Annotated in this window: 15 protein-coding genes; 9 read left to right on the forward strand and 6 right to left on the reverse strand. The window is 66.3% G+C overall.

Annotation, left to right across the window (positions count from 1 at the left end):
• Positions 1–322: 322 nt before the first annotated feature.
• Positions 323–2,692, reverse strand: coding sequence for a glycoside hydrolase family 3 N-terminal domain-containing protein (locus HMP09_RS08035; protein WP_176501656.1), 2,370 nt, complete (start codon positions 2,690–2,692; stop codon positions 323–325).
• A 154-nt stretch (positions 2,693–2,846) separates the two neighbouring features.
• On the opposite strand from HMP09_RS08035, the gene HMP09_RS08040 reads away from it, so the two are divergent.
• Positions 2,847–4,967 (forward strand): alpha-glucuronidase family glycosyl hydrolase, encoded by a 2,121-nt coding sequence (locus HMP09_RS08040; RefSeq protein ID WP_176499931.1) that lies wholly within the window; start codon positions 2,847–2,849, stop codon positions 4,965–4,967.
• Positions 4,939–7,158, forward strand: coding sequence for a GDSL-type esterase/lipase family protein (locus HMP09_RS08045; protein ID WP_232090792.1), 2,220 nt, complete (start codon positions 4,939–4,941; stop codon positions 7,156–7,158). The genes HMP09_RS08040 and HMP09_RS08045 overlap by 29 nt, the downstream gene beginning before the upstream one ends.
• A 44-nt stretch (positions 7,159–7,202) precedes the next feature.
• Here the strand turns inward: HMP09_RS08045 and ppdK are convergent, their stop codons facing one another.
• The 3 genes from ppdK to HMP09_RS08060 all read right to left on the reverse strand — a co-directional run bounded on the left by ppdK (position 7,203) and on the right by HMP09_RS08060 (position 13,480).
• Positions 7,203–9,866 carry a pyruvate, phosphate dikinase gene (gene ppdK, locus HMP09_RS08050; RefSeq protein ID WP_176499932.1) on the reverse strand — a complete coding sequence of 888 codons (2,664 nt, stop codon included), beginning with the start codon at positions 9,864–9,866 and terminating at the stop codon, positions 7,203–7,205.
• 91 nt (positions 9,867–9,957) lie between these two features.
• Entirely contained in the window at positions 9,958–12,414 is a 2,457-nt protein-coding gene (glyS, locus tag HMP09_RS08055; RefSeq protein ID WP_176499933.1) for a glycine--tRNA ligase subunit beta, read from the reverse strand.
• A gap of 226 nt (positions 12,415–12,640) precedes the next feature.
• Complete coding sequence (locus tag HMP09_RS08060; protein ID WP_176501658.1) at positions 12,641–13,480, reverse strand: glycine--tRNA ligase subunit alpha; 840 nt, start codon at positions 13,478–13,480, stop codon at positions 12,641–12,643.
• Positions 13,481–13,695: 215 nt separating this feature from the next.
• On the opposite strand from HMP09_RS08060, the gene HMP09_RS08065 reads away from it, so the two are divergent.
• The 4 genes from HMP09_RS08065 to HMP09_RS08080 all read left to right on the forward strand — a co-directional run bounded on the left by HMP09_RS08065 (position 13,696) and on the right by HMP09_RS08080 (position 16,874).
• Positions 13,696–14,562, forward strand: a complete 867-nt coding sequence (locus tag HMP09_RS08065) for a TraB/GumN family protein (protein WP_176501659.1) — start codon at positions 13,696–13,698, stop codon at positions 14,560–14,562.
• Positions 14,563–14,779: 217 nt separating this feature from the next.
• The gene (locus HMP09_RS08070) at positions 14,780–15,478 is read left to right on the forward strand and encodes a 50S ribosomal protein L25/general stress protein Ctc (protein WP_176499934.1); all 699 of its coding nucleotides are present in this window, start codon (positions 14,780–14,782) and stop codon (positions 15,476–15,478) included.
• 224 nt (positions 15,479–15,702) lie between these two features.
• Positions 15,703–16,272, forward strand: a complete 570-nt coding sequence (gene pth / locus HMP09_RS08075; protein ID WP_176501660.1) for an aminoacyl-tRNA hydrolase — start codon at positions 15,703–15,705, stop codon at positions 16,270–16,272.
• Complete coding sequence (locus HMP09_RS08080; protein ID WP_176499935.1) at positions 16,269–16,874, forward strand: TIGR02466 family protein; 606 nt, start codon at positions 16,269–16,271, stop codon at positions 16,872–16,874. Before pth ends, HMP09_RS08080 begins: the two co-directional genes overlap by 4 nt.
• 253 nt (positions 16,875–17,127) lie before the next feature.
• On the opposite strand, the gene HMP09_RS08085 is transcribed toward HMP09_RS08080, so the two are convergent.
• Positions 17,128–18,192 (reverse strand): NAD(P)-dependent alcohol dehydrogenase, encoded by a 1,065-nt coding sequence (locus HMP09_RS08085; RefSeq protein WP_176499936.1) that lies wholly within the window; start codon positions 18,190–18,192, stop codon positions 17,128–17,130.
• Positions 18,193–18,542: 350 nt separating this feature from the next.
• Here HMP09_RS08085 and ychF point away from each other — a divergent pair, with 350 nt between their 5' ends.
• Positions 18,543–19,640, forward strand: coding sequence for a redox-regulated ATPase YchF (ychF, locus tag HMP09_RS08090; protein ID WP_176499937.1), 1,098 nt, complete (start codon positions 18,543–18,545; stop codon positions 19,638–19,640).
• A gap of 18 nt (positions 19,641–19,658) precedes the next feature.
• On the opposite strand, the gene HMP09_RS18385 is transcribed toward ychF, so the two are convergent.
• The gene (locus HMP09_RS18385) at positions 19,659–20,060 is read right to left on the reverse strand and encodes an excalibur calcium-binding domain-containing protein (protein ID WP_232090795.1); all 402 of its coding nucleotides are present in this window, start codon (positions 20,058–20,060) and stop codon (positions 19,659–19,661) included.
• A gap of 1,009 nt (positions 20,061–21,069) precedes the next feature.
• Between HMP09_RS18385 and HMP09_RS08100 the strand changes: the two genes are divergently transcribed.
• Together HMP09_RS08100 and HMP09_RS08105 are read left to right on the forward strand one after the other, a co-directional pair.
• Positions 21,070–21,432, forward strand: coding sequence for a hypothetical protein (locus HMP09_RS08100; RefSeq protein WP_176499938.1), 363 nt, complete (start codon positions 21,070–21,072; stop codon positions 21,430–21,432).
• Between the two features lie 50 nt (positions 21,433–21,482).
• Positions 21,483–23,117, forward strand: a complete 1,635-nt coding sequence (locus tag HMP09_RS08105; protein ID WP_232090797.1) for a hypothetical protein — start codon at positions 21,483–21,485, stop codon at positions 23,115–23,117.
• Positions 23,118–23,168: the final 51 nt, after the last annotated feature.

Here is a 23,168-nt window from a genome sequence, read left to right on the forward strand (position 1 = left end):
GCGTTAAAAATGGTCCGAAAGACCATTTCGAGAGCATTGTGCTATTTCTGCGACACAGCCGCAAAATCGAAACCATATCGGGTTTAGTCGCACTTGGCGTGTCAAGTATCGGATTGGCAGCGAATCACGTGCAGCGACAAGGCCTGGTATTTGGCAAGCTCAGTACGGGAACACTTCACAGTCGATAGGCTTGCTTGACCACGTTGACTCGTCGTCCCCGCCGATTGTACCATCGTCGCAAGCAATCTTCCCCGTGACGAAATTGCGCCCCAGACAGGTGACGGCGACGCGGGCGGAATCGATTCCGAGCGTTGCGGGCCGTTCAGGCGATTTCGAGGGTGGCGGTTTTCAGATGCGCCGAATCGGGGCCAGCCATGATCGTGAACAGGCCGGGTTCGACGACCTCGCGCATGTCGACGTCCCACAGCGCGAACGCGTCAGGGCCGAGCGTGAAGCGCAACGTCCGCCGCTCGCCGGGCGCCAGCGTCACGCGTTCGAACCCCTTCAATTCCATCAGCGGCCGCGCCACCGACGAGACCTGGTCGCGGACGTAGACCTGCACGACCTCGTCGCCGGCACGTTGCCCGATATTAGCGACGTCGACCTCGACGCCGACGCTGCCCGCGACACCGATCTTCGCCGCCGAAAGCCGCGGCGCGCTCACCTCGAAGCGCGTGTAGCTGAGCCCGTGGCCGAACGGGAACAGCGGCGCCGTCTCCGCAAACAGATAGCCGCGCTGCGTCGATGGCTTGCGGTTGTAATAGAACGGCACCTGCCCGACTTCGCGCACCACCGTCACCGGCAGCTTGGCGCCCGGATTGATCCGCCCGAACAGCGCCTCGGCCATCGCCGTGCCGCCCTCCTGCCCCGGATACCAGCATTCCAGCACCGCATTGGCATTCGCCATCACGGTCGGCCAGCTCGGCGGACGCCCGTTGATCGCGGTCACCACGATCGGCTTGCCCAGCGCGTGGAGTGCTTCGAACAGCGCGTTCTGCTCGCCGATCAGGTCGAGCGTGGTGCGGTCGCCGAGATGGTTCGCCGAGAACCCCTCGCGGCTGGTCTGCTCGGTATCGCCGATCGCGAGAATGATCGTGTCGGCCCCGCGCGCGACTTCGACCGCCTCGGCGATCAGCGCGCGGTTCTTGGCCGGATCGGCGAGCAGCACCGCGTCCTGCGAGCGGTCCTCGCTCTGCGTGATGAAGACGCCCTGCGCATGGACGATGGTGGCCGCATTGCCGACCAGCGCGCGGACGCCGTCGAGCAGCGTGACGCTCTGCCGCGGCGGCGCGGAATAGCCACCCAATCGCACGATCGCGGCATTCGGACCGATCACCGCGATCTTGCCCTTGGGCGACAGCGGCAACGTACCGTCATTGGTCAGCAGGCATAGCGCTTTCCGCGCGCCCTCCAGCGCAACGCCCCGCGCCTCGGCATTCCCCGTAAGGCGGGCCGCGGCGCGCGCGTCGACCGCCGACTCCTCGAACAGTCCGGCGCGGAACTTCAATGCCAGCATCCGCGCGCACGCGGCATCCACCGCGGCGATCGGCACCGTCCCCGCGCGCACCTGCGCGGGCAGCGTCCGATACGCGATCCCGTCGGGCAGCGCGCTGTCGACCCCCGCCGCCAGCGCCAGCCGCGCCGCGCCGGCCACGTCGGGCGCGATGTGGTGGATCGTGTCGAGCTCCTCGATCGCACCATAATCGCTGACGATCGCGCCCGAAAATCCCCATTCGCCGCGCAGCACGTCGCCGAGCAGCCAGTGGTTCGCATGGCTCGGCACGCCGTCGATCTCGTTATAGGACGGCATGACCGCGCCGATCCCGGTGCGCGTCACGACCGCGCGGAACGGCGGGAAGAAGTTTTCGCGCAGTTCGCGCTCGCCGATCGGCGCGGGGCCGATATTGTTGCCCGCTTGGGGTTGGCCGTGGCCCGTCATGTGCTTCAACGTCGCAAACACCTTGCCGGGCGCGAGCGTCCGGCTGTCGCCCTGCAGCCCCTCGACCGCGGCGACGCCCATCTCGCCGCACAAATAGGGATCCTCGCCGAACGTCTCCTCGATCCGTCCCCAGCGCGGGTCGCGCGCGATATCGACGACCGGCGACAGCGACAGATGGCTGCCATGCGCGCGCACTTCGCGGCCGATGATCGCCTGCGCGCGCCGCATCAGGTCGCGATCGAACGCGCCCGCCATGCCGATCGCCTGCGGGAACATCGTCGCGTCGGGCGCCATGTAGCCGTGCAGCGATTCCTCATGAAAGATCACCGGGATGCCGAGCCGCGTGCCCCGCGCCCAGCGCTGGACCGCGTTGACGAACGCGATCGTCGAGGCGGAGCCCCGCCACTGCGCGCCGGTGCCGCCGGCGACGGCTGCGACCGACGGACCGCCGCGCTTGTCCGAGGGCCGAGTCACCTGGCCGAACCCTGCCGGATACGCCGCCGTCGCACGCGTCGGATCGAACTCGAGCCCGCCCGGAGTCATCACATCCGCCTTGGTTGCCCACAGGGAAATGGTCTGGCCAACTTTCTCCTCCAGCGTCATCCGCGCCATCAGGTCGCGCACCCGCAGGTCGACCGGTGCGCGCGCATCACGGTAGATCGGGAGCGCGGCCGCGGCCTGCGCGACACCGGGGATAAGCCCCGCGACGGACACCGATCCGAACAGCGCGAAAAGGTCGCGGCGGGTCGGCATGATGGCCGGCGCGGTCGCCATTGTCTTCGTGCCGGACACGTTTCTCTCCCAATGTTAAACGCGGCATTGCTGTCGAAGCCGTCGTCGTGATAGCGATAACATGGCTGATCATCTGCGATCCTGTCAATGTGGCGCGGAACGGCGGGAGAGGATTATGACGGCTTTCGGCCGATCGATCGGTACGTTCGCGCTGCTCTGTGCAGCGGTAATTGGTTTGACCGGACCAGCGCATGCCGAGGACGGGTACGACCTCTGGCTGCGATATCGGCCCCCCGCCACGACAAGCGCACGCGGTGCCTTGAAGATCGAAACACGCGGCGATACTCCCACCTTCCGCGCGGCCGCTGAAGAATTGCGGCGCTCGAATCTGTTCGCCACCGGCACTCCGACGATCCTGCTCGCAACTGCAAACGATCGCGACGTCGCCGCCCTCCGCCTGCCGCTCGCCTCGCTCGGCGACGAAGGCTACCGCGTCGGCCACGTCACGCTCGGCACTCGCCGTGTCCTGCTCATCACCGCCAACACTGATCGCGGGGTGCTCTACGGCAGCTTCGCGCTGCTGCGTCACCTCCAGACCGGCGGAAGCCTCGACCGGATCGACCTGACCTCGACCCCGCGCGTCCAACTGCGCGTGCTCAACCATTGGGACAATCTGGATGGCGTGGTCGAGCGCGGCTATGCCGGCGCCTCGCTCTGGGACTGGTGGACGCTCCCCGATTTCCGCGACCCGCGCTACACCGATTACGCGCGCGCCAACGCGTCGATCGGGATCAACGGCGCCGTCCTCAACAACGTCAACGCAAAGGCGGACAGCCTCACCGCGCCGTACATCGCCAAGGCCGCCGCGCTCGCCGACGTGTTCCGGCCCTACGGGATCAAGGTGTATCTGTCGGCACGCTTCTCCGCCCCGATCGAGCTTGGCGGACTCAAGACCGCCGACCCGCTCGACCCGCAGGTGGCGGCGTGGTGGAAGGCGAAGACCGACGAGATCTATCGCAGCATCCCCGATTTCGGCGGCTTCCTGGTCAAGGCAAACAGCGAGGGGCAGCCGGGGCCACGCGACTATCACCGCAGCCACGCCGACGGCGCCAACATGCTCGCCGCCGCGGTCGCGCCGCATGGCGGGATCGTGATGTGGCGCGCGTTCGTCTATGCCGAGACCGACCCCGAGGATCGCGCGAAACAGGCGTACACAGAGTTCAAGCCGCTCGACGGCAAGTTCGCGCCCAACGTCATCGTCCAGGTCAAGAACGGCGCGATCGACTTCCAGCCGCGCGAGCCGTTCCACCCGCTGTTCGGCGCGATGCCGAAGACGCCGCTGATGATCGAATTCCAGATCACCAAGGAATATCTCGGCTTTGCGACGCACCTCGCCTATCTCGGGCCGCTATTCGCCGAGACGCTCGGCAGCGAGACGATGCAGACGCCCGGCGAGACCGTCGCCAAGGTCGTCGACGGTTCGGTCGAGCATCATACGCTGACCGGCATGGCGGGCGTCGCCAATATCGGTCGCGACCGCGATTGGGCGGGCTCCACCTTCAACCAGGCGAACTGGTATGCGTTCGGCCGGATGGCGTGGGATCCGACGCTCGGCGCCGCCCCGGTGGCGCGCGAATGGGCGGCGATGACCTTCGCGCCCGCCCCCAAGATCGTCGATCCGGTGGTCGCGATGATGATGGGCTCGCGAGAGGCGGTAGTCGACTACATGACCCCGTTGGGCCTCGCGCACGTCATGGCGACGGGCCAACATTATGGCCCCGGTCCGTGGGTGATCGACCTCAAGCGCCCTGAATGGAACCCTGTATACTATCACCGCGCCGACAAGGCGGGGATCGGTTTCGACCGAACGAAGACCGGGAGCAACGCGGTCGCGCAATATGCACCCGGACTTGCCCGCAAGCTGGCTGCCCCCGCGACGACGCCGGAGCGCGAATTGTTGTGGTTCCACCATGTGCCGTGGACGTACCGGACAACCTCGGGTCGATCAGTGTGGGCGGAAATGGTCCATGATTACGATGCGGGCGTCGGCTACGTGGCCGGCATGCGTCGACAGTGGGACGGTGTGAAGACCGAAGTCGATACCGAGCGGTGGGCGAAGACCGCGACGTATCTTGCGGTCCAGGAGCGCGAAGCACGCTGGTGGCGCGACGCGAGCCTTGCCTATTGGATGTCGGTGAACGGCCTGCCGCTGCCGACCGGAGCGGCTGCGCCTGCGCACGACCTGACATGGTACAAGGCGCAGCGCTTTGCGTACGCGCCTGGCAATCCACAATAACGACCGCGCCGGACAGCGCTGGCACTGCCGAGAGGATGAGGACGCGATGATGAGACGGTGGCCGGTTGCGCTGGTGTTTGGCGCTCTGATCGTGACGGGCGCGAGTGCGCGGGACACTGCGCGGGCACCGGACACGCGTTGGATCGCAACCTGGGGGGCGTCGCAGATGATCGCCGAGGGCGACAATGCGCTCCCTGCCGATCGGGCTGGTGCGATCACGTTGCGCCAGATCGTGCGGGTCTCGGCCGGCGGCGAGCGGGTGCGCATCCGGCTCTCCAACGCGTTCGGCACGCGCCCACTCGCGATCGGCGATGTGCGCATCGCCCATTCGATCACCCCCGGTACGCCGCGGATCGAAGGCGACGCCCGGCTCACCTTCTCGGGGCGGCGCGACGCGGTGATCCCAGCCGGCGCGGAAGTCTATAGCGACCCCATCGCGTTCCACGTGGCAGCCGGTGCCGATCTCGCGATCAGCCTTTACTTGCCGGACGCCGCAAGCCCGCAGACGGGCCACCCCGGCTCCCGCGCGACGAGTTTCACGCTTGCCGGAAACGCGGTGACGGACGGGACGCTGGCGGGCGCAACGCCGACGACCCACTGGTATGCGCTTGCGGATGTGGAGGTCGGCGGGGCGCCGACTGCGGGGACGATCGTAACCATGGGTGACTCGATCACCGATGGTTACGGCGTTAAGCCCGAGCGCAACACCCGCTGGCCCGACGTTCTCGCCGCACGGTTGCGTGCAACCACGGCGACGCGAGCGATCGGCGTCGTCAATGCGGGAATCGGCGGCAACCGCGTGTTGCTCGACGGGCTCGGCCCCAATCTGCTCGCCCGTTTCGACCGCGACGTGATCGCCCGCAGCGGCGTGCGCTGGGCGATCGTGCTGGAGGGCGTGAACGATCTTGGCGTCCTGACTCGCGAGGCGCCTGCCACGCCTGCGCAACATGCCGCGATCGTTGCGCAGATCACAGCCGGCTTCGCGCAGATCGTCGCGCGGTCACATGCTCACGGGATCAAGGTGATCGGCGCGACGGTGATGCCGTTCGGCGGCAACACCTATTACCATCCCACCGCAGAGAACGAGGCCGACCGACAGGCCGTCAACACCTTCATCCGCACGTCAGGCGTGTTCGACGCGGTGATCGATTTCGACCGGGTGATGCGCGACCCGGCGCACCCCGATCGGCTGTCCCCGGCCTATGATTCGGGTGATCACCTGCACCCATCGGAGGCGGGCTATCGGACGATGGGCGAGGCCGTACCGCTAAACTTGTTTGACGGTTCGCGCACGCCTGCTCGGTCGCGATCGGTGATCGGGGTTGCAGCCCCCGTGTCGGTCGGCTCCGCGAGCCGCAGCGAGGACAGACGTCCGACCATCGCCATAACCTTCGACGACATTCCGGCGCATGGTCCGCTCGTGCAGGGGCAGACTCGGGTCGATGTGATACGGGCGATTACCGGGGCGCTGGCCGCGGCGCAGGCGCCGGCGTTCGGGTTTCTGAACGCGGGTTTCGGGCTGGATGCGCCGGATGATGCTGCGAAGGCGATCGCCGCTTGGCGCGCTGCCGGACTGCCGCTCGGCAATCACACTTATTCGCATGCCAATCTCGACACGGTGGGTGCGGCGGCGTTTGCCGCCGATGTCGGGCGGAACGAAGCGCCGCTCGGTGCAGCTGCGAAGGGGACCGACTGGCATTGGTTTCGGTATCCGTTCCTGTCGGAGGGAAGGTCGCCGGCGGTTCGCGACGCGGCTCGGGCCGATCTCAGGGCTCGGGGGTACCGGGTTGCGGCGGTGACGATGAGTTTCAACGATTTCAGCTGGAACCCGGTCTATGCCGCCTGCTCGGTCAAGCGGGATGCCGGGGCGATCGCCAAGCTGGAGGCGAGCTTTCTCGGCGATGCGCGGGCTGCGGCCTTGGCGGCGCGGGCGCGGGCCAAGGCTCAGCTGGGACGGGATATTCCCTATGTCCTGCTGATGCATGTCGGCGCGTTCGATGCGCGAATGTTGCCGAAACTGCTCGCGCTGTACCGCGAGATGGGGTTTCGGTTCGTGACGCTGCCCGAGGCGGAAGCCGATCCCTATTATGCGCGGGCGGTCGACCTTTCGCTGCCGGGGCCGACGCCGTCGCTCGCCGGCCCGCCTGCCCTGCCCGCACTCGCCGGTCCGCCGGCGGGGCTGTGTAGCTGATTGCCGCCCCTCTCTCCCGCGCATCGGGAGAGAGGGGGCTGGCATTACTTCCCGTTGAGTGCCGCCTGCGCTGCGGCGAGCCGGGCGATCGGGACTCGGTACGGGCTGGCCGAGACGTAATCGAGGCCGACCTTCTCGCAGAACGCGATGCTGGCAGGGTCGCCGCCATGTTCGCCGCAGATGCCGAGCTTGATGCCCGAGCGAGTCTTGCGGCCGCGTTCGGCGGCGATCTCGATCAATTCGCCGACGCCTTCGACGTCGATGCTGACGAACGGGTCCTTCGCGTAGATGCCCTGCTCGACATAGGCGCCCAGGAACCGCGACGCGTCGTCTCGGCTGACACCCAAGGTGGTCTGCGTCAGGTCGTTGGTGCCGAACGAGAAGAATTCGCCGACTTCCGCGATCTCACCGGCGCGCAGCGCGGCGCGGGGGAGTTCGATCATCGTGCCGACGAGATACTCGATCGTCCGGCCCTTGTCGGCGAACACGGCCTGCGCGGCCTTGTCGACGACCGCCTTCATCAGTTCCAGCTCGCGGCGGGTGGCGACCAGCGGGATCATCACCTCGGGGATCGGCGCCGCGCCCGACTTCTCCGCGACGTCGACCGCCGCCTCGAAGATGGCACGGGCCTGCATCTCGTAGATCTCGGGATAGGTCACTCCGAGACGGCAGCCGCGATGGCCGAGCATCGGGTTGAACTCGTGCAGCTCCGCCGCGCGGCGCTTGAGCGTGTCGATGTCGACGCCAGCCGCAGCGGCGACTTCCGCGAACTCCGATTCCTCGTGGGGGAGGAATTCGTGGAGCGGCGGATCGAGCAGGCGGATCGTCACTGGGAGCCCGGCCATGACCTCAAGGATCTCGGTGAAATCCTTGCGCTGTTCGGGGAGCAGCTTTTCGAGTGCGGCGCGGCGGCCCTTCTCGTCCGAAGCCAGGATCATCTGGCGGACGTTGGTGATGCGGCTGCTCTCGAAGAACATATGCTCAGTGCGGCACAGGCCGACACCCTCGGCGCCGAATTCGCGGGCGACGCGGCAATCTTCCGGCGTCTCGGCGTTGGCGCGGACCTTCAGGCGGCGGACCTCGTCGGCCCACACCATCAGGGTCTGGAAATCACCCGACAGTTCCGGCTGAACCGTGGCGACCGCGCCGATCATCACTTCGCCGGTGGTGCCGTCGATGGTGAGCAGGTCGCCCTCCTTCACCTCGCGACCGCCACAGCGCATGACCTTCGCCTTGGCGTCGATCGAGAGCGTGCCGGCGCCCGAGACGCAGGGGCGTCCCATGCCGCGCGCGACGACCGCCGCGTGGCTGGTCATTCCGCCGCGCGCGGTGAGGATGCCCTTCGCCGCGTGCATGCCGTGGATGTCGTCGGGCGAGGTTTCGGTGCGGACGAGGATCACGGCCACGCCGTCGGCGGCCTTCTTCTCGGCGGCATCGGCGTCGAACACGACTGCACCCGAGGCGGCGCCCGGCGATGCGGGGAGGCCCTTGGTCAGCACGTCGCGCGTCGCGTTGGGATCGAGCGTCGGGTGGAGCAGCTGGTCGAGCGCCATCGGTTCGACGCGCAGGATCGCCTCCTCGCGCGTGATCAGCCCTTCGTTCGCCATGTCGACGGCGATCTTGAGCGCGGCCTTGGCGGTGCGCTTGCCGGCGCGGGTCTGGAGCATCCAGAGCTTGGTCTTCTCGACCGTGAACTCGATGTCCTGCATGTCGCGATAATGGTTTTCGAGCGTGTCGAACACGTCGGCGAGCTGGCCGTACACCTCGGGCATCGCCTCTTCCATCGAGGCGGGCTTGGCGCCCGCGTCTTCGCGCGCGACCTTGGTGAGGTATTGCGGGGTGCGGATGCCGGCGACGACGTCCTCGCCCTGCGCGTTGATCAGGAACTCGCCGTAATAAGCGCGGTCGCCCTTGGACGGGTCGCGCGTGAACGCGACGCCGGTCGCCGAGGTGTCGCCCATATTGCCGAACACCATCGCCTGGATGTTGACCGCGGTGCCCCAGGCGGCGGGGATGTCGTTGAGGCGGCGATAGACTTTCGCGCGCTCGGACTGCCACGAACCGAAGACCGCGCCGACCGCGCCCCAGAGCTGGTCGTGGACGTCCTGCGGGAAGGGCTTGCCCCACTGCTTTTCGACGAGGCCCTTATATTCGGCGACCAGCGCGCGCAGGTCGTCGGCGCTGAGCTCCGTGTCGAGCGTGAAGCCCTGGTCTTCCTTGGCGATCTCGAGCGCTTCCTCGAACGCGCCGTGATCGAGCTCGAGGACGACGTCGGCGTACATCTGGATGAAGCGGCGATAGCTGTCCCATGCGAAGCGTGCGTCCTCGGACGTGGCGGCGAGGCCCTCGACGGTCTGGTCGTTGAGGCCGAGGTTGAGGACGGTGTCCATCATCCCCGGCATCGAGGCGCGGGCGCCGCTCCGGACCGAGACGAGCAGTGGATCGGCGGCATCGCCGAACTTTTTACCCGTGACGCCTTCGATGTGGGCGAGGCCGGTGGCGACCTCGTCGCGCAGGCCTTGCGGGAACTGGCCGCCCTCGTCGTAATAGACCGCGCAGAAATCGGTCGAGATCGTGAAGCCCGGCGGGACCGGCAGGCCGATCGACGCCATCTCGGCCAGGTTCGCGCCCTTGCCGCCGAGCAGGTTCTTGTCGCCCTTGCCGCCATCCGAAACACCGCCGCCGAAGCGGTACACATATTGGGTCATGGTCGGTCCTCTAAGTGCTTGTTTTCATTAGCAGGGCAAAAGTGAAGTATAGAAAGTGCAGACGCTGGGAAGCGTCTGCACTTCACTCCAGTCAGCCCTCGATCTTCGAAAAATCTGCGACATTGTGCACTGCGGTGCGGACTCGCTCAAGTAGCGCGAGGCGGGCGGAGCGCTTGGCGAGATCGGCATCGTTGACGATAACGCTATCAAAGAATGCGTCGATCGGCGCGCGCAGCGAGGCGAGCGCGGCCATCGCGGCGGCGAAATCCTCGGCGGCGATCGCGGTAGTGGCGCGGGGTTCGGCGGAGTCGAGCGCGGTCATCAGCGCAGCCTCTGCCGGTTCGGGCGTGTAGGACAGCGCTTCCTGCTCGCCTTCTGCTGTTCCCTCGCGAACGCGGGGGGCCAGGCCCGCACCCTCCCGGTGCTCGCCGCCGCTGAGTCCCTGGGCCCCCGCGTTCGCGGGGGAACCGGAAGGGGCTTCCTTCTTCAGGATATTGGCCGCGCGCTTGTAGCCGGCGAGCAGGTTCGCGCCGTCCTCGGTGGTCACGAACGCCTGGAGCGCATGGACGCGCGCGAGCAGACGGACGAGATCGTCCTCGCCGCCAAGCGCGAACACCGCGTCGATCAGGTCGTGCCGGACGCCGGCTTCGCGTTGCTGGACCTTGAGGCGGTCGGCGAAGAAGTCGAGCAGCTTTCTTGCCGCTATATCCGCTCGCTTGCCAAACTTCTCAAGCTCTTCTTCGGACCGTGCGCGTGCAATAATTTCTGCGCGCGTACGCTCAAACTCATCTTCCTTCATTGCATCGCCAGCTGCGTGGCGAGCCTTAACTAAATCATCAAAGCGCTTGGCCCATTCCGCGCCAGTTACCACTGCAGCAACACGAGCCATACTCAACGATGCAGGACGCCCGATTGAGAGTCTAATGCTACCCTTCTGGAGCAACTCGATGATGCCAAGCGCAGCGCGCCGCAGCGCAAAAGGATCTTTCGAACCGGTCGGCAACAAATCGGCCACGAAAAACGAAGATATCGTATCCAGCTTGTCCGCCAAACTCACCGCCACCGTCACCGGGTCGGTGGGGACGTCGTCGCCCTGCCCGACCGGCTTGTAATGGTCGCGGATCGCGGCGGCGACGGCGGGGTGCTCGCCTTGGGCTGCGGCGTAGTAGCCGCCCATCAGGCCCTGGAGCTCGGGGAACTCGCCGACCATGCCGGTGACGAGATCCGCCTTGGCGAGACGTGCGGCGCGTTCTGCGAGGCCTGCCAGTTCCGCGCGAGCCTCGTCCGTCAGTTCTGCACCGCCCCGGCGGAGGCCGGGGTCCAACTGGGAAGGCTGGTGTGACGACGGACCGTCCTCAGCCAAGGCGCCGTCCCCAATTGGGCCCCGGCCTTCGCCGGGGTGGTTGGAACTGTGGGATGGGGCCGAAGTGACGATGCCCTCTTCGACCAGCCAGCGCGCGAGTTTGGCGACGCGGTCGACCTTGTCCGCCACAGTGCCGAGCTTTTCGTGGAAGACGATCTTTTCGAGCTTGGCGGCCTGCTCTTCGAGCGGCACCTTCAGGTCGGTGTCGTAGAAGAATTTCGCATCCGACAGACGCGCGGCGAGGACCTTGCGGTTGCCCTCGACGATCTTCGCGCCGCCGTCGTGCGCGGCGATGTTAGCGGTACAGACGAAGGCGTTGGCGAGCGTCCCGTCGGCGCTGCGGCAGACGAAATATTTCTGGTTTACGCGCGCGGTGAGCTGGATCACCTCGGGCGGCACGTCGAGAAACGCGGGGTCGAACTGGCCGAGCAGGGGAATCGGCCATTCGGTGAGCCCGGCATTCTCGGCGACGAGGCCCTCGTCCTCGATCAGTTCGAGCCCGGCCTGCATCGCGGCCTCGCGCGCGTGATCGCGGATCAGCGTCGCGCGCTCGTCGTGGTCGACGATGACGTGGCAGGCGCGCAGCTTCTCGACATAGTCGTGCGCGCCGCCGATCGTGATCTGGTACGGGTGGTGGAAGCGGTGACCGAGCGTAGCGGCGCCGCTCTCGATGCCGGCGATTTCGAACGGCACGATCGTCTCGCCGAGCAGCGCGACGATGCCTTGCAGAGGGCGGACCCAGCGCAAGCTTTCGGTGCTGGCCGAGGCGTCGCCCCAGCGCATCGACTTGGGCCACGGGAACGCGCGGATGATCGCGGGGATCGCTTCGGCGAGCACGGCGGCGGTGGGGCGGCCGGGCTTTTCGGTGACCGCGAACAGCGTGCCGCCGCGATCGACCAGCTGCTCGCGCGTGAGGCCGGTTTTGCGCAGGAAGCCTTCGAGCGCCTGCGGGGGGGCGGAGGTCTTGGGGCCCTTCACCTCTTCGGAGACCGCGGCGGTCTCGATCGGCAGGTCGCGCGCGATCAGCGTCAGGCGGCGCGGCGTCGCGTAGGTGACGAGCGCGCTGGTGGCGATCCCGGCCTTGGCGAGCTCGGTGGTGAACAGCTTGGCGAGGTCTTCACGCGCCTTCGCCTGCATCCGGGCGGGGATTTCTTCGGAGCGGAGTTCTAATAGGAAGTCGGTCATTTGGGTCCGCACGCGAAGAAGGGAGAATTTTGTTCACGCCGAGACGCGGAGACGCGGAGCAGAAAGGGAGAATGGCCTTCAGCGCTGCGCGCGGCTGTTCGACGCCGTAGGCGTCTCGCATCACCAAGCTGAATGCTGGGAGCACGAACGCAGAAATGCGACACGTCGCCTACCTTCTGCTCCGCGTCTCCGCGTCTCCGCGTGAACACACCTTCTAAAGAGTGCATCATGCGGCCCATCCGTGTTTGTCCATCCAGGCGGCGCAAGCGCCTTTGGCGAGGTCGCGGACGCGGCCCATATAGGCCTGGCGTTCGGCGACCGAGATCACGCCGCGCGCCTGCAGCAGGTTGAACACGTGGCTGGCCTTGATCGCCTGCTCGTAGGCGGGGATCGGCAGCGTGTGGTTCAGGCTGTTCTCGCATTCGGCGACGTGCTTGCGGAACTGGTCGAACAGCGAGTCCGTGTCGGCGACCTCGAAGTTCCACTTCGACATCTCCTGCTCGTTCTCCAGGAACACCTCGCCGTAGGTCACGCCGGCGTCGTTGAACGCGAGGTCGTAGACGCTGTCCTTGTCCTGGATATACATCGCCAGCCGCTCGAGCCCGTAGGTCAGCTCGCCCGCGACGGGCTTCATGTCGAAGCCGCCCATCTGCTGGAAATAGGTGAACTGAGTCACCTCCATGCCGTCGCACCAGACCTCCCAGCCGAGCCCCCACGCGCCGAGCGTCGGGCTTTCCCAGTCGTCCTCGACGAAGCGGATGTCGTGCTTCAGCATGTCGATGCCGATCGCGGCCAGGCTGCCGAGGTAGAGTTCCTGGAGGTTGGCGGGCGAAGGCTTCAGGATCACCTGATACTGGTAATAATGCTGGAGCCGGTTCGGGTTCTCGCCGTAGCGGCCATCGGTCGGGCGGCGGCAGGGCTGGACGAACGCGGCGTTCCACGGCTTCGGCCCGAGCGCGCGCAGCGTCGTGGCGGTGTGGAAGGTGCCCGCGCCCATTTCCATGTCGTAGGGCTGCAGGATCAGACACCCGTGCTCGCTCCAATAGTCATGGAGCGTGAGGATCATGCGCTGGAAGCTGAGAGGCTTTTTCAGGGGCTGGGTCAGGTGCTGGGTCACGGGCGGGCTTTGGCGGATGGGGGTGCGCGAGGCAAGTGGTGCGTTACGGTGGGGCGTCCTACATGGGGGCGACCAACGATAAGGATGCCCTGGCCTTGAAGCTGTTTTCGAAGATCGTCTCGTTCCGTTCCGCCCCGTTCCGGTCGACTCTGTCTGCAATGGCGATGGCGTTCGCCCTCCCCGCCTGTGCGCAGGTCGCGCCGAAGCCCGTGCAGGCCGCCAACGGTGCCGATCCGGCTTTGTGGGTGGTAAAGGACAAGGACACGACGATCTATCTGTTCGGGACGATCCATGTGCTGAAACCCGGCATGACGTGGTTCGACGAGGCAGTGAAGACCGCGTTCGACCGGTCGCAGCAGGTGGTGCTCGAGCTGGTGATGCCTGATCCGGCCAAGATGCAGACTTTGGTCATGGCGAGCGGCGTGGCGAAGGACGGGCCGACGCTGACCGAGCAGCTGCCCGCGGACAAGCGCGCGGCGTATGCGAAGGCGGTGACCGATCTGGGGCTGCCGGCGAATGCGTTCGATCGGTTCCGGCCGTGGCTCGCGGCGACCAACCTGTCGATCGCGCCGCTGTCGAAGCTGGGGTATGATTCGGCGAACGGGCCGGAGCAGGTGATCACCGCGGCGGCGAAGGCGGCGGGCAAGCCGGTGATCGGGCTGGAGACGGCGGAGCAGCAGCTGGGCTATTTCGGCGGGCTGTCGCAGAAGGCGCAAATCCAGTTTCTGGGGAGCACGATCGACGAACTGCCCAAGCTCGAGAGCACGATGGCGACGATGGTCGACGAATGGGCGAAGGGCGATCCCGAGGCGCTCGCGCGCGAGATGAACGACAGTTTGAAGGACTCGCCCGAGGTGGCGAAGGTGTTGCTGGTGGATCGTAACGCGCGCTGGGCGGAGTGGGTGAAGACTCGGCTCGGGACGCCGGGGACGGTGTTCGTGGCGGTGGGTGCGGGGCATCTGGCGGGGCAGGACAGCGTGCAGGCGCAGTTGGCGAAGCTTGGCGTGAAGGCGGAGCGGGTTCGGTATTGAGGCCCTCGTCATCCTGACGAAAGTCAGGATCCAGAGTCATAGACGTGGCACCAGTAACCCTGGATCCTGACTTTCGTCAGGATGACGGAGGAGTGTTTGGGGCTGCTCGGGTGATTGCAATTCACCCCATCTTCCGCTATGCGCCCGCGCTTCCGGTCCATGGTCATCCCTGGAGGCGTGGGCGGGAAGAACAACAAACGAGTTTCGGAGAATACAGATGAGCGACCAGTTGACGCTCGCAGCCGAGACGCGTGACCGGGTTGGCAAGGGAGCCTCCCGGGCGCTGCGTCGTGATGGCCGCGTGCCTGCCGTGATCTACGGCCTGAACAAGGAACCCACCTCGGTTCACCTCGAGGAAAAGGCGCTGATGAAGGCGCTGATGACCGGCCACTTCATGAACTCGATCGTGATGGTCAACGGCATCCGCACGCTGCCGAAGGACGTGTCGTTCCACCCGGTCTCGGATCGCCCGATCCATGTCGACTTCCTGCGCATCGGCGAGCATTCGACCGTGACGGTCGCCGTGCCGATCGTGTTCGAGGACGAAGACGACGCGCCGGGCATCAAGAAGGGCAAGGGCGTCCTCAACATCACGCGCCACGAGGTCGAGCTGGTCGTCGACGCATCGGACATCCCGAGCGAGATCACGATTTCGCTCGCCGGCATGGAGATCGGTGATTCGATCCACATCAGCGACGTGAAACTGCCCAAGGGCGCCGTGCCCGCGATCGACGACCGCGACTTCGCGATCGCCACGATCGTGCCGCCGACCGTCCCGACCGTCGAGGACGAAGAGCTCGAGGCAGAGGTCGCCGAGGCGCAGGCTGCCGAGGCTGCTTCGGATGAAGAGCCGGTTGTCGAGCCTAACGACGATAACAACGACGACGACAAGATCACCACGCAGAAGCACGACTAAGCGATTGGTCGCCTCGTCTTCGGATGAGGCATGCGACGTGATCTGGCGGGCGGGAAAGCTAGGGCTTTCCCGCCCGTTTCGTTTTAAGGGCGTGCCCTGCCCTGCTGTTCCCCCGCGAAGGCGGGGGCCCAGGATCAAGCAGCGCCATCGCCCGCTACCCTGGGCTCCTGCGTGCGCAGGAGAACGGCGTATGCGGCTACCGCGTTATTTTGGAGAATACCGACGTGCAGATCTGGGCGGGACTCGGCAATCCGGGGGCGCAATATGCGATGCACCGGCACAATGTCGGGTTCATGGTCGCCGACGCGATCGCCGAGGTGCACGGCTTCGGCGCGGTCAAGAAGCAGTTCCAGGGGTGGACGCAGGAGGGCCGGATCGGCTCCACGAAGATCCTGCTGCTCAAGCCTGCGACCTTCATGAACGACAGCGGCCGCGCGATCGGCGAGGCGCTGCGCTTCTACAAATTGGGCGTCGAGGCGCTGACGGTGTTCCACGACGAGCTCGACATCGCCCCCTTCCGCGTCAAGGTAAAGACCGGTGGCGGGACCGCGGGACATAACGGGCTGCGCTCGACCGATCAGCATCTGGGGCCGGACTTTCGCCGCGTGCGCCTCGGGATCGGGCATCCGGGCCACAAGGATCGCGTCACCGGATACGTGCTCGGCAATTACGCCAAGACCGAGATCGAGCCGCTGTCCGACATGCTCGGCGCGATCGCCGCGGAGGCGGCGTGGCTGGCGGCGGGCGACGACGTCCGCTTCATGAATGATGTCGCTGTGAGGATGCAACCATGACCACCCGTTCGCTGTTCGCCACACGGTTCTACGAGGCCGATCTCGGCGATGACGATTTGGTCGAGGAACTGGAGGACGCGGCGCTCGAACTGTCCAAGGCCGATCGCGCGGGTGTCGCTTGGTCGAAGGCGCATGGCTATCGTGGGTACACGTCGTACGCGTCGCTGAACGACCTGCCGTTGCGCGATCCGCGGTTCGGCGATCTGGTGCGGTTGCTCAACAAGCATGTCGCGCAGTTCGCGAAGGATTGCGCGTTCGATCTGGGCGGGCGGAAGCTGAAGCTCGACAGCCTGTGGGTGAACGTCCTGAAGCCGGGCGGCGCACATTCGGGGCATATCCATCCGCACAGCGTCGTGTCGGGGACGATGTACGTGACGATTCCGGAAGGCGCGGGCGCGCTGAAGCTGGAGGATCCGCGGCTGCCGATGATGATGGCCGCGCCGACTCGGCTGGAGGATGCGCCGGAGGATCTGCGGACGTTCGTCTATGCGGTGCCGAAGCCGGGGAGCGTGTTTCTTTGGGAGAGCTGGCTGCGGCACGAGGTCGTGCCGAATGCTGCGAAGGGCGAGCGGATCAGCATCAGTTTCAATTATCGGTGGTGAGGGGGCCCTCACCCTCTGTCATCCTGACGAAAGTCAGGATCCAGAGCCAAGCAGCGTAGGCGCCCGTTACCCTGGATCCTGACTTTCGTCAGGATGACGGGGGGGCGCTTCGGGATGACCAAATCTCCCGTTTTCCTGCGAACGCAGGAATCCAGGGTTACGGGGTTCGACGTTCTTGACCCTGGGCTCCTGCGTTCGCAGGAGAACCGCGGTTTGAGGGGGCGGCGTGCATAACACGCCGCCCCCTCCCCGATCAGGCCGCGGGCATCGACGCCATGTCGATGACGAAGCGGTACTTCACGTCGCTCTTGACCATGCGCTCATACGCCGGCTCGATCTCGTCCATCCGGATCATCTCGATGTCCGACACCAGGCCGTGCTCATTGCAGAAATCGAGCATTTCCTGCGTCTCCGCGATCCCGCCGATCAGCGAGCCCGCCAGCTGACGACGGCGGAAGATCAGGTTGCCGACCGAGGGCGACGGATGCGGCTCGGCGGGCACGCCGACCAACGTCATCGTGCCATCGCGCTTGAGCAGCTCGAGGAACGGGTCGAGATTGTGCGGTGCGGCAACCGTGTTCAGGATGAAGTCGAAGCTGTTCATATGCGCCACCATCGCATCGGCATCCTTCGACACGATCAGGTCCTTGGCGCCCAGACGCTTGGCGTCGTCGCGCTTGCCCGGCGAGGTCGAGAAGACATAGACCTCGGCGCCCATCGCGTTGGCGATCTTGACGCCCATGTGGCCGAGACCGCCGAGACCGACGATGCCGACCTTCTGGCCGGGGCCGACCTTCCAGTGCTTGAGCGGCGAATAGGTGGTGATCCCGGCGCACAGCAGCGGTGCGACCGCGGCGAGATCGCCTTCGGGATGCGAGACCTTCAGCACGAAGCCCTCGTCGACGACGATATGGTCCGAATAACCGCCGAACGTGTGGCCGCCGAGCACGGGATCAGGGCCGTTATACGTGCCGACAAACCCGGTCGTCTCGCAATATTGCTCCTCGCCGTCGGTGCAGGACGGGCACTGGCCGCAGCTGTCGACCATGCAGCCGACGCCGGCAATGTCGCCGACCTTGAACTTGGTGACGTCGTCGCCGACCGCGGTGACGCGTCCGACGATCTCGTGCCCCGGAACGCACGGGTACAGCGTGCCGTCCCACTCGCCCTTGGCGGTGTGGAGATCCGAGTGGCAGACGCCGCAGAACGCAATGTCGATCGCGACGTCGGTCTTGCCCGGCGCGCGGCGCTCGAAGCTGAACGGCGCGAGCGGCGTTGCGGGGGATTGCGCGGCAAAGCCGTTGGCGGTGGTGGTCATGCTATTCCTAAATTCTGACTGGCAGAGCGGGATATACGCACGGGGATCGAGATATCTACCGACCGGTACGGTAATTTTGCTGCATTGCGGCAATCGGGTGGATCGATCAGTCGGGCACCCATACTCCACCCCGGCGGAGGCCGGGGCCCAATTGGAAAGGTGGCAGTAACAGCGCGCAGAGCGTTGCCAGAGACGTCCCCCAATTGGGCCCCGGCCTTCGCCGGGGTGGTTCACCTCATCAACGTGGCGAATCGAGATACAGGCGCAGGCGTCCTTGCTGGCGTTCCTCTTCGCCCTGTCCTAAAGCGCCCGCATATTCTTATACCCCAATCTCAAACTGAAGGCATATCATGGGTTTTCGCTGCGGCATCGTGGGGCTGCCGAACGTCGGCAAGTCCACCCTCTTCAACGCGCTGACGCAGACGGCCGCGGCGCAGGCGGCGAACTATCCGTTCTGCACGATCGAGCCCAACGTCGGCAATGTCGGCGTGCCCGACAAGCGGCTCGACTCGCTGGCGAAGATCGCAGGCTCGCAGAAGATCATCGAGACGCAGCTGGGCTTCGTCGACATCGCCGGCCTCGTGCGCGGCGCGTCGAAGGGCGAAGGGCTCGGCAACCAGTTCCTCGGCAACATCCGCGAGGTCGACGCGATCGTCCACGTGCTGCGCTGTTTCGAGAATGGCGACGTGACTCATGTCGACAACAAGGTCGATCCGATCGCCGATGCCGAGACTGTCGAAACGGAACTCATGCTGAGCGATCTCGAAAGCCTCGAGAAGCGCGTCCCCAACCTCGCCAAGAAGGGCATGCAGGGCGACAAGGAGGCCAAGATCGGCGCCGCCGTGCTGGGCCAGGCGCTAGACCTGCTCCGCGAGGGCAAGCCCGCGCGGCTGACCGTGCCCAAGGACGAGGACGAGGCGCGCGTGTTCGCACAGGCGCAGTTGCTGACCGCCAAGCCCGTCCTGTACGTGTGCAACGTCGACGAGGGCGATGCTGCGAACGGCAATGCGCTATCGGCGCGCGTGTTCGAGAAGGCCGCGGCCGAGGGCGCCGAGGCGGTCGTCGTGTCGGCGGCGATCGAGGCGGAGATCGCGACGATGCCCGCCGAGGATCGCGGCGAGTTCCTGGGCGAGCTGGGGCTGGAAGAGACCGGCCTCGCGCGCGTCATCACCGCAGGCTACAAGCTGCTCCAACTGCTGACCTTCTTCACGGTCGGCCCGAAGGAAGCGCGCGCCTGGACCGTCCATGCGGGCGCGACCGCGCCGCAGGCCGCGGGCGAGATCCACGGCGATTTCGAAAAGGGCTTCATCCGCGCCGAGACGATCGCGTTCGACGACTTCATCGCGCTGGGCGGGGAATCCAAGGCACGCGAGGCAGGCAAGCTGCGCGCCGAGGGCAAGGCGTATGTCGTCCATGACGGCGACGTGATGCACTTCCTGCATAGTTGAGCGTTTGGCGGTGGCGGGTCAGCGATAGTCCTCGCAGGCTATCCCGTCGCCGTCACCGTCCATGCCGGCACGATAGCCCGGCTGGCCGCGGTAGAGCGGCGCGGCGCCCGCCGCTCGCACGTCGCGGCATCCGCCGTAATGCACCGCGCTTTCGGACGGGGCGCTGGTCGATTGGCGGGCCGGTGTCGACGATCCATAGGCCGGCCGATCGATATTGTAGGGCTCGGCGTCGGCTACGCGCCGGGCCGGTGCGACCATAGGGCGCGTCGACGCGGGCGGCGCTGTGACCGCCGGATCGGGCCGCGGTCTGGTATCGACGAGCGCCGGGGCTGCGATCGGCGGCGGTTCGGTGGCTTTCCAGACACCGGCAAACATCAATGTCGAGGCGATCGCAGTGACCGCGATAAAGGAACGCTCCATGGCGTGACCTTACGGGCGTACTGGTTGACGAAGATTTATCGTCGGTTCGGCCTCTGGGGGTGCGACGGTACGGGCGCGATGCCTCCTATGGGGAGGGAATCAGACGTTCAACTTTTGGGGTTTCTTCAATCAGCTGGCAGTTACGGAGACTGATCGCAGCCGAGCCCCGGGCAGCATTTTACATCCCTCTTCTATCGCTATCCCCGCGGACGCTTGTCGTGGTCCGGCAACCCGGAACAAAGAAACGGATGGGGCAAGAAACAAAAGGCCATTCGCCCCCGGTCGTGAACGCTCAAACGTTGCCACGGCGTCCTGAGAGGCATGGTTCGACACCGACAATCTGGGACGATCTCGCCCATTGAGCCCTGTCGTTGTTAGCTGGGTACGGCTTTCATCATCCATAGTGGATAAGTCGTATGTATATACGGGCTGAACAGGCGCGGCCGAGCTTGGCAGACGGTGAGCTATCGCCGAGAACCGGGCGGCGCACTCACTGAGGGTCTCAGGTGCCTGACCGCAGGCCGCTACTAGAAAGGCGACCGAGATAGCCGCAGCGCTTCGCATACAAAACCTTCCAAATCCTGCTCGCAATCATACACGGATACCTCTCATCGGAAAGACCGGTCACGAACGACCGGAATTGAGCGTTAGCTGTCGGCCTTGGTATGATCACGCAATGCCAGCGGCTGTCTTGCGGGTTTGCGGCCGGCTGCGGCGACGATGACGGCGCTGGACAGGAGGATGCTGGAGACGAGCGCGCCGACCGACAGCAGGCCGGCGGTCGTTACTGCGGCGTCAAACGTGGTGCGCTTGCCGATCCGGATCGAGACTGTGGCGGCGGAGGTTTGGCGGGTTTTGGTTCGCTCGGGGGCGTTGGGGTCTTCATGCGGCGAGGCTGGACCTTTCGCGGCTTTCGGGCAAGGCGGCGCGGTGCGGCCGCGAGGGTTGGGGCGCGTTCGGCGCGAGACTGGCTGGTTGTGGCGCGTCGCGCGGGGGGTAGACCGGCGGCATGATCGCGCGTCTGATCCTGGCTTTGCTCCTTGCCGCGTTTGCGTTTCCTGCGGTGGCGCCGGCGGCGTGCCATGACGCATCTATGTCGCGCGGCCACGGCGTCGTGATGGATATGGCGGGGATGCGCGGGACGCGGGCGGCGATATCGGATCATGCGTCGGACCAGCGGCCGGATCACGAACCCGACCGCAAGGCGACCCCGCTGCATGGCTGTATCGGGTGCGTCCCGCCTTCGAACTGGAACGCCGCTCGGGTTCTCGGGCCGGCGTTGCGGGAACCGGCGATGGTGACCGAGCGGGCGGCGGTGCTGGATCTCGGGGCTGGCGTCGCGCCGGCGTTGCGGCCTCCGCGAGACGCCTGATCGTTGGGTGCTGACGCACCCCGATGTTTAGGCGTTTCAAGGATATAACGATGACTCGATCGAGGTTGCTCGCGGCTGGTGCCGTGAGGGCGATGCTGCTTGCGGGCGGTGTCACGGGAACAATGCTGCCGGCTGGCGCAGTGGCGCAGCACGCCATGTCCATGCCGGGCATGACGATGCCGATGCCGGATGCGGCGCACAAGACGACGGTGAAGAGAGCCAGGCCGCGACCGGTCGCGAAGCGGTCGGGTGGGCGTTCGACGGCTCCGACGGTTCGTCCGTCGCAGTCCGGCGTTACGGTCGATCATGCGACGATGGACCATTCGGTCATGCAGGACGCTGCTCCGGTCGTTCCTCCGGTTCCGGCCGCACCGTCTGTGATGCCGGACGCCCGGCTGGAAGTTGGGCCGGACGCCATGCCGGGGATGGATCATGGTGCGATGGGGCGCGCGATGATCGATGACGCTGCCTACCGCGCGGCGTCCGATGCGGCCGTGGCGAAGATGCCGGCGGGGTCGGCGATGGCGGGGATGGCGATGGGAACGTCGGCCGGCTTCTACGGCCAGGGTAGCGGGACGTCGCGGCTGCCGGCGGCCGAGGGGCCGATGCGCGGGTATATGAGACAGGCGGGCGCGTGGATGCTGATGGCGCACGGCTATGCGTGGGGCGTCGCGACCGACCAGGGGGGTCCACGCGGGAAGAGCGAGGCGTTCGTCCAGTCGATGGCGATGCTGATGGCGGACCGCGATCTGGGCGAGCGGTTTCATATCCAGCTCAGGACGATGAACAGCCTCGAGCCGCTGATGGGCGCGCGGGGCTACACAAATTTGTTCGCGACGGGCGAGCTGGCGAACGACCGTCCGCTGGTCGATCGGCAGCACCCGCACGATTTGTTCATGGAGCTGGCTGCCAAGCTCGATTACCGGCTCGGCAATGGCGCCACCGTGTTCCTGTACGGCGGGCCGGTCGGCGAGCCCGCGCTGGGGCCGAGCGCGTTCATGCACCGCGGGTCGGCGCGGTATCAGCCGATGTCGCCGATCACGCATCACTGGTTCGATTCGACTCATATCACCTACGGCGTGGTGACGGCGGGGTATGCGACGCCCGCGTTCCAGCTGGAGGCGTCGGCGTTCAAGGGGCGCGAGCCGGACGAGCATCGCTGGAATATCGAGACGCCGCGGCTCGATTCCTGGAGCGTGCGGGGCACGTGGACGCCGTCGCCGTTCTGGGCGGTGCAGGTGAGCCATGGGCGGCTGAAGGAGCCCGAGGCGCAGCATCCCGGCGAGGACGAGAACCGTACCACCGCCAGCGTGCAATATGCGCGCGGCGGGCTGGCCACGACATTCGCGTATAGCCTCAAGGACCGGGTGCCGGGGGAGAAATTGAGCGCGTTCCTGGCGGAGGCGACGTACGAGCTGACGCCGCGGCATGCGGTGTTCGGCCGGCTCGAGAACGTGGCGAACGACGAGCTGTTTCCCGACGAGGCGGACCCGCTGCACGACACCAAGTTCCGCGTGACGAAGGCGGCGGTCGGGTACGCGTACCGGCTGCCGATCATCGGGCCGCTCGGGCTGGCGCTGGGCGGGACGGTGGCAGCCTATGCCAAGCCGGCGGCGCTGGAAGCGGCTTACGGGAAGGCGCCGGTGAGTTGGACGCTGTTCAGCAAGCTGGCGGTCGGGTTGTAGGGTTCGGGCGCATCGACAGCACGGCCTGCGCCGTCCTCACCCCCTCGGCGA

The organism is Sphingomonas sp. HMP9, assembly GCF_013374115.1.
In the GTDB taxonomy this organism is placed as follows: domain Bacteria; phylum Pseudomonadota; class Alphaproteobacteria; order Sphingomonadales; family Sphingomonadaceae; genus Sphingomonas.

Excerpts from the sequence above, each read along its gene's own strand:
- HMP09_RS08035 (WP_176501656.1), bottom strand. The coding sequence starts at position 2,692 with ATGCCGACCCGCCGCGACCTTTTCGCGCTGTTCGGATCGGTGTCCGTC.
- HMP09_RS08040 (WP_176499931.1), top strand. The coding sequence starts at position 2,847 with ATGACGGCTTTCGGCCGATCGATCGGTACGTTCGCGCTGCTCTGTGCA.
- ppdK (WP_176499932.1), bottom strand. The coding sequence starts at position 9,866 with ATGACCCAATATGTGTACCGCTTCGGCGGCGGTGTTTCGGATGGCGGC.
- glyS (WP_176499933.1), bottom strand. The coding sequence starts at position 12,414 with ATGACCGACTTCCTATTAGAACTCCGCTCCGAAGAAATCCCCGCCCGG.
- HMP09_RS08060 (WP_176501658.1), bottom strand. The coding sequence starts at position 13,480 with ATGATCCTCACGCTCCATGACTATTGGAGCGAGCACGGGTGTCTGATC.
- HMP09_RS08065 (WP_176501659.1), top strand. The coding sequence starts at position 13,696 with ATGGCGTTCGCCCTCCCCGCCTGTGCGCAGGTCGCGCCGAAGCCCGTG.
- HMP09_RS08070 (WP_176499934.1), top strand. The coding sequence starts at position 14,780 with ATGAGCGACCAGTTGACGCTCGCAGCCGAGACGCGTGACCGGGTTGGC.
- HMP09_RS08080 (WP_176499935.1), top strand. The coding sequence starts at position 16,269 with ATGACCACCCGTTCGCTGTTCGCCACACGGTTCTACGAGGCCGATCTC.
- HMP09_RS08085 (WP_176499936.1), bottom strand. The coding sequence starts at position 18,192 with ATGACCACCACCGCCAACGGCTTTGCCGCGCAATCCCCCGCAACGCCG.
- ychF (WP_176499937.1), top strand. The coding sequence starts at position 18,543 with ATGGGTTTTCGCTGCGGCATCGTGGGGCTGCCGAACGTCGGCAAGTCC.
- HMP09_RS18385 (WP_232090795.1), bottom strand. The coding sequence starts at position 20,060 with ATGGAGCGTTCCTTTATCGCGGTCACTGCGATCGCCTCGACATTGATG.
- HMP09_RS08100 (WP_176499938.1), top strand. The coding sequence starts at position 21,070 with ATGATCGCGCGTCTGATCCTGGCTTTGCTCCTTGCCGCGTTTGCGTTT.
- HMP09_RS08105 (WP_232090797.1), top strand. The coding sequence starts at position 21,483 with ATGACTCGATCGAGGTTGCTCGCGGCTGGTGCCGTGAGGGCGATGCTG.